The 6,668-nt window shown below is 74.0% G+C and carries 6 protein-coding genes; all 6 read left to right on the plus strand.

Annotated features, from left to right (window positions below; all coding sequences use genetic code 11):
• Positions 1–84: 84 nt before the first annotated feature.
• Positions 85–948 (plus strand): fumarylacetoacetate hydrolase family protein, encoded by an 864-nt coding sequence (locus tag SNE206_RS25820; protein WP_407914094.1) that lies wholly within the window; start codon positions 85–87, stop codon positions 946–948.
• A 79-nt stretch (positions 949–1,027) separates the two neighbouring features.
• Positions 1,028–2,011 carry a VOC family protein gene (locus SNE206_RS25825; protein WP_407914095.1) on the plus strand — a complete coding sequence of 328 codons (984 nt, stop codon included), beginning with the start codon at positions 1,028–1,030 and terminating at the stop codon, positions 2,009–2,011.
• 12 nt (positions 2,012–2,023) lie between these two features.
• Positions 2,024–3,973, plus strand: coding sequence for an acetoacetate--CoA ligase (locus tag SNE206_RS25830; protein WP_407914096.1), 1,950 nt, complete (start codon positions 2,024–2,026; stop codon positions 3,971–3,973).
• Positions 3,974–4,019: 46 nt separating this feature from the next.
• A complete protein-coding gene (locus SNE206_RS25835) occupies positions 4,020–5,000 on the plus strand; it encodes an amidohydrolase family protein (protein ID WP_407914097.1) in 981 nt (326 codons plus the stop codon).
• Positions 5,001–5,058: 58 nt separating this feature from the next.
• Complete coding sequence (locus SNE206_RS25840; RefSeq protein ID WP_407914098.1) at positions 5,059–6,516, plus strand: amidohydrolase family protein; 1,458 nt, start codon at positions 5,059–5,061, stop codon at positions 6,514–6,516.
• Between the two features lie 28 nt (positions 6,517–6,544).
• Positions 6,545–6,668, plus strand: a 124-nt coding sequence (locus SNE206_RS25845; RefSeq protein WP_407914101.1) for an acyl-CoA dehydrogenase family protein, incomplete at its 3' end; no start/stop codon positions are given.

Below are 6,668 nucleotides of genomic sequence, written 5' to 3' on the forward strand. Positions count from 1 at the left end.
TTGCCTTGGCGATAATTTGCGTGAACACTGCGTGTCAGAGCCCGGCGCGACAGAGCGGCAGGGCACCGGAGCGGGAGAGACACCATGCGCCTGGCGAACATCGACGGACGGACGGCCCTGCGCCTCGCCGACGGCTACCTCGACGTGGAGGCGGCCAGTGACGGCAGGTTCGGCCCCGACCCGCAAGGGCTGTTCGCCGACTGGGAGGCCTTCACCCACTGGGCGGGCGAGTACCTGCGGGCCGATCCGGCCGGCCGTGCCGCGCCCACCACCCCGGTCGCCGGCGCGCCGTTCGGCCCGCCGGTGCCCCGCCCGGCCCAGGTCTTCGCCGTCGGCCTGAACTACCGCGACCACGTGGCGGAGTCCGGCCTGCAGATCCCCACCGAGCCGGCCGTCTTCACCAAGTTCCCGTCCTCGCTCACCGGGCACGAGCAGGCCGTCACCCTGCCCGAGGGCCTGGTGGACTGGGAGGCCGAGCTGGTCCTCGTCATCGGCCGCCACTGCCACCGCGCCACCCGCGAGACCGCGTGGTCGCACGTCGCCGGAGTCACCGTCGGCCAGGACCTCTCCGAGCGCCGACTGCAACTGACCGGCCCCGCGCCGCAGTTCTCCCTCGCCAAGTCCTACCCCGGCTTCGCCCCCACCGGCCCCGAGCTGGTCACCGTCGACGAACTCGCCGACCCGGACGACCTGGAGCTCGGCTGCATGCTGGAGGACGGCGAGGTCCTGCAGAAGAGCCGCACCTCGAACATGATCTTCGACGTGCGGGAACTCGTCGTCCGCCTCTCGGCCGTCTGCCCGCTGCTGCCCGGCGACCTGGTCTTCACCGGCACCCCGGCAGGCGTCGGCGGCGCCCGCAACCCCCAGAAGTTCCTCGCCCCCGGCGACACCCTCGTCACCTGGATCGAAGGCGTCGGAACGCTGCGCAACCCGATGCTCGCCCCCTGACCGGACACCACCCGCCGAAGGACAGGCCGTCGGACGACAGGCCGCATCGGAAGACACCCACCGGAAGGAAGCCCGAGCCATGCCGCTGCACAGACTGACCCAGATCGTCATGGGCGTGCCGAACGTCGAACAGGCCGCCGCCTACTACGAGGACTTCGGCCTCACCCCGGGCGCCACCACCCCGGGCGCCACCACCCCGGGCGCCACCACCCCGGCCCACGCCGACGCGCGCGTCCTCGCCACCGTCGACGGCGGCGACCAGCTGCGGATCGTCCGCACCCCGCGCCGCCGCCTCGTCGAACTCGGCGTCGGCGTCGACGACCCCGACGACCTCGACCGGGTCGCCTCCTCCCTGGAGCGCCTCGGCGTCCCGGTGAACCGCACCCCCACCGCCGTCGCCGCCGTCGATCCCGGCACCGAGGTCCTCGTCCGCGTCGAGATCGCACCGCGCTACCGCCAGGCCCCGACCCCCGCCCCGCCGTACAACACGCCCGGCACCGACGCGCGCCTGCACCTGCGCGCCCCGGGCATCCTCCGCGAGGACCGGGTGCGGCCCCGCAAGCTCGGACACGTCGTCCTCGGCTCCACCGACCAGACGTTCTCCCAGCGCTTCTTCCAGCAGGGCATCGGCTTCAAGGTCAGCGACACCGTCCCGGGCCTGGCCGCGTTCATGCGCTGCTCGACCGACCACCACAACGTCCTCGTCCAGCAGGCGCCGGTGGCGTTCCTGCACCACACCTCCTGGCAGGTCGACGACGTCGACGAGGTCGGCCGCGGCGCCACCGCCATGCTGGAGGCCGACCCCGACCGGCACACCTGGGGCCTGGGCCGGCACTTCATCGGCTCCAACTTCTTCTGGTACCTCAAGGACCCGGCCGGCACCTTCTCCGAGTACTACTCCGACCTCGACTGCATCGTCGAGGACGCCCTGTGGACACCCGGCGTCTGGGAGGGCGCCAAGGCGCTGTGGGCGTGGGGCGCCCCGCCGCCGCCCTCCTTCCTCGCCCCCGAGGACCTCGCCGAACTCATGACCGGCGCCCACGCCGCGCCCGCGAAGCAGTAGGAGAACGCCGCCATGTCCCACCCGCCGATCTGGGCCCCCGACCCGGCGGCCGCGGAACACTCCCGCATCGCCAGGTTCACCGAGTTCGTCGCCCTGCGGACCGGTACCGCCCACCCCGACTACCGGTCCCTGTGGAGGTGGTCGGTCCAGGACCTCGCCGGCTTCTGGTCCGCGGTGTGGGACTTCTTCGACATCCGCTCCGACACGCCGTACGAGCGCGTCCTCGACGACGCGCCGATGCCCGCCACCCGCTGGTTCCCCGGCACCCGGCTCAACTACGCCGAGCACGCACTGCGCGGCGACGACGACAGCGAACCCGCGGTGATCTCCGAGGGCGAGGACGGCACCACCGTCACCGTCACCCGGGCCGAACTGCGCGCCCGGGTCGGCGCCCTGGCCGCCTGGCTGCGCGGGCAGGGCGTCACCCCGGGCGACCGGGTCGTCGGCTACCTGCCCAACACCGTCCACACCGTCGTCGCCTTCCTCGCCACCGCCGCCGTCGGCGCCGTCTGGTCGGCCTGCGGCCAGGACTACGGCGCGCAGGGAGCCGCGGCCCGCTTCGCCCAGCTGGAGCCCGTCGTCCTCTTCACCGCCGACGGCTACCGCTGGAACGGCACCCTGCACGACCGCGGCGACGAGGCCGAGGACCTGCGCCGGGCCCTGCCCACCCTCCGGCACACCGTGCACGTCCCCGTCCTCGGCCGGCCCCTGCCCGCGGACCCCTCCACCACCGCGTGGGAGGACGCCACCGCCGGCGACCACGAGCCGCTCTTCGAACGCCTCCCCTTCGACGCGCCGCTGTGGGTGCTGTTCTCCTCCGGCACCACCGGCGCCCCCAAGGGCATCGTGCACGGCCACGGCGGCGTCCTGCTCGACCACCACAAGCTGCTCGGCCTCCACCTCGACCTGCACCCCGGCGACCGCTTCCTCTGGTACACCACCACCAACTGGATGATGTGGAACATGGTGGTCTCCGGCCTGCTCGTCGGCGCCACGATCGTCCTCTACGACGGCAGCCCCGGCCACCCCGCACCGCAGCGCCTGTGGGAGCTCGCCGACCGGCACCGCGTGTCCGTCCTCGGCGTCAGCCCCGGCTACCTCCTCGCCTCCGCCAAGGCCGGCCTCGAACCCGGCCGCGACCTCGACCTGTCGGCGCTGCGCACCCTCGGCTCCACCGGCGCGCCCCTGCCCGCGGCCTGCTACTTCTGGGTCCGCGACCACGTCGGGAGCGGCGTGCAGGTGGCGTCCACCAGCGGCGGCACGGACATCGTCAGCGGCTTCGCCGGCGGCGTCCCGACCGTCCCCGTCCGGCCGGGCGAGATATCCGCCCCGCTGCTCGGAGTCGCCCTGGAGGCCTGGGACGCGCACGGCCGCCCCGTCGTCGACCAGGTCGGCGAACTCGTCGTCACCCGCCCCATGCCGTCCATGCCGCTCTCCTTCTGGAACGACCCCGACGGCAGCCGCTACCACGACGCCTACTTCAGCGCCTATCCCGGCGTCTGGCGGCACGGCGACTGGATGACCACCACCCCCCACGGCGGCGTCGTCGTCTCCGGACGCTCCGACTCCACCCTCAACCGCCAGGGCGTGCGCCTCGGCAGCGCCGACGTCTACGCCGTCGTCGACGACCTCCCCGGGATCCGCGAGAGCCTCGTCATCGGCGCCGAACTCCCCGACGGCGGCTACTGGATGCCGCTCTTCGTGGTGCTGGAACCGGGCCACGAACTCACCGACGACCTCCGCGCCCGCATCGGCACCGCCCTGCGCACCCAGGCCTCGCCGCGGCACGTCCCCGACACCGTCCTCGCCGTGCCCGCCGTGCCGCACACCCGCACCGGCAAGAAGCTGGAGGTGCCCGTCAAACGCCTCCTCCAGGGCGCCGCCGTCGGCGACGTCGTCAGCCGCGAGGCCGTCGACGACTACGACGCCCTCCTGTACTTCACCCGCTTCGCCCGGACCTGAGACCACCCCGCACCCGGCCGGCACGGCCGACGAAACGAGCCACCCGATGACCACCCGCCCCGTGACCCCCGACCCCTCCGCCCTGATCGACGTGCACGCCCACTTCGTGACCGACGGCTACACCGCCGCGGCGAAGGCCGCCGGACACACCCACCCCGACGGCATGCCCGGGTGGCCCGACTGGAGCCCCGAGGCGCACCTCGACCTCATGGACCGCCACGGGATCCGCACCTCCGTCCTCTCCGTCTCCTCCCCGGGCGTCCACTTCGGCGACGACCCCGCCGCCCGCGCCCTCAGCCGCGAGGTCAACGACTTCGCCGCGCAGGTCCGCGACCGGCACCCCACCCGCTTCGGCCACTTCGCCTCGCTGCCGCTGCCCGACGTCGAGGGCGCCCTGCACGAACTCGCCCACGCCCTCGACGTCCTGGGCGCCGACGGCGTCGCGGTCGAGACCAACCACCACGGCGTCTACCTCGGCGACCCCCGCAACGAACCCCTCTGGGCCGAGCTGGACCGCCGCCGCGCGACCGTCTTCGTCCACCCCACCTCCCCGCCCCACGCCGACGCCGTGTCACTCGGCCGGCCCCGCCCGATGCTGGAGTTCCTCTTCGACTCCGCACGCGCCGCGAGCGACCTCGTCCTGGGCGGCGTCCTCACCCGGTACCCCGGCATCCGGTGGGTCCTCACCCACGGCGGCGGCGCACTGCCCCTGCTCGCCGACCGGATGGAGCTCTTCCGCACCGGCATGGCCGGCGCCGACCACGACCCGGACACGCCCACCGTCCAGGAACAGCTCCGCACGCTCTGGTACGACACCGCCGGCACCCCCTTCCCCCGCCAGGTCCCCGCCCTGCTCGCCGCCTTCGGCCCCGACCGGATCCTCTACGGCAGCGACTACTGCTGGACCCCCGCCCCGGCCGTCGCGGCCCAGATCCGCTCCGTCGACGCCGCACCCCCGCACACGGCGGCCGACACCTGGCGCACCCTCACCACCCGCAACGCCCACCGGCTGCTGCACCGCCCGTGACGGACCACCGCGAACCCCGCACCCCGGACACGTTCCCCGGACCACCAGGAGCCCCCCGATGACCACCGCACCGCCGCAGCCGGGCCCGGGCAGCGGGCCCCGCCCCGCCCTGCTGCTCAGCTCCGCCACCGTCGTCGACACGCGGGACGGCACCCTGGCCACGGACACCGACGTGCTCGTCCGCGACGGCCGCATCGCCGAGGTCCGCCCCGGCATCACCGCCCCGGCCGGGGCCGTCACCGTCGACGCCCGGGGAACGTACGTCGTCCCCGGCTTCGTCGACATGCACGCCCACCCGCTCGACCGCCGCACGGACCCCACCGGCGCCCTGGAACTCATGCTCGCCCACGGCGTGACGGGCTTCCGCCAGATGTCCGGCTCCCTCGACCTGCTGCGCCGCCGCACCGCCGGCACCCTCGACCTGCCCGCGGCCTCGCCCGCGCTGCTCGCCACGCCGGGGGCCCTGCTCACTCCCGCCAACGCCGGCACCTCCGCCCGGGCCGTCGCCGCCGTCCGCGAACAGCACGCCGCCGGGGCCGACTTCATCAAGGTCGGGCTCGTCACCCCCGAGGTCTTCTTCGACGCCCAGGCGGAGGCGCTGCGCCTCGGCCTGCCCATCGTCGGCCACCTGCCCGCCGGCATCGACACCGCCGAGGCCTCCCGGCGGGGCATGAAGTCCATCGAGCACCTCGGCCCGGGCGTGGGCCTGTTCGCCTGCTGCTCCACCGACGGGCACCACGTGCAGGAGGCGGCCGGATCCCGCCCGAAGATCAAACTGCCGCCGTTCAGGATCCCCTTCCTCGAACTCCTCCTGGGCCGGATCATCGCCAAGGCCGTCGTCAACCCCGTCAACCTCAACAGGCCCGCGGACATCGAGATCCTCGACCACGCCCTCGGAACCTTCGACGCCGACCTCGCCCGCACCATGGCGGAACGCTTCGCCGCCGACGGCACCTGGCACGTCCCCACGCTGATCCGGGAACGGACCAGCCAGCTCTGCGACGACCCCTCCTTCCGTGCCGACCCGGACCTGCGCTACGTCGCCCCGTCCGTGATCAAGGACTGGGAGGCCGCGGCCGAGAAGTTCGCCCGGTTCCCGCCCGAGGCCCGCGCCACCTTCAGGGCCGCCTACCGGCGTCAGCTGGAACTGACGAAACTCCTCGACGACGCGGGCGTGCGGATGCTCGCCGGCAGCGACTCCTCCGGCGCCGCCTGGGAGGTCCCCGGCGCCGCCCTCCACCACGAGTTCGACGAGCTCGCCCGCGCCGGCCTCGGCCCCCTGCGCATCCTGCAGATGACCACCCTGCTCCCCGCGGAGTTCCTCGGCACCACCGGCACGGCGGGCACCGTCGCCCCCGGCCGGAACGCCGACCTCGTCCTCCTCGACGGCAACCCCGTCGAGAGCGTGGACAACCTGCACCGCATCACCGGCGTGGTCCGGGCCGGGCACCACCACCCGGCCGCCGACCTGCACGCCCTCAAGGAGCGGATCGCCGCCCGCCGCTCCGTCCACTGAACCGCCCGCCGACCTCACGAGGACCCACATGTCTGATTCCGACCTCTTCCGGCCGACCGAGGAGCACGACATGCTCCGGGACGCGATCCGTTCGCTGGCCGAGGCCAAGATCGCCCCGTACGCGGCCGAGGTCGACGAGCAGGGCCGTTTCC

It is taken from the genome of Kitasatospora sp. NE20-6 (assembly GCF_045862635.1).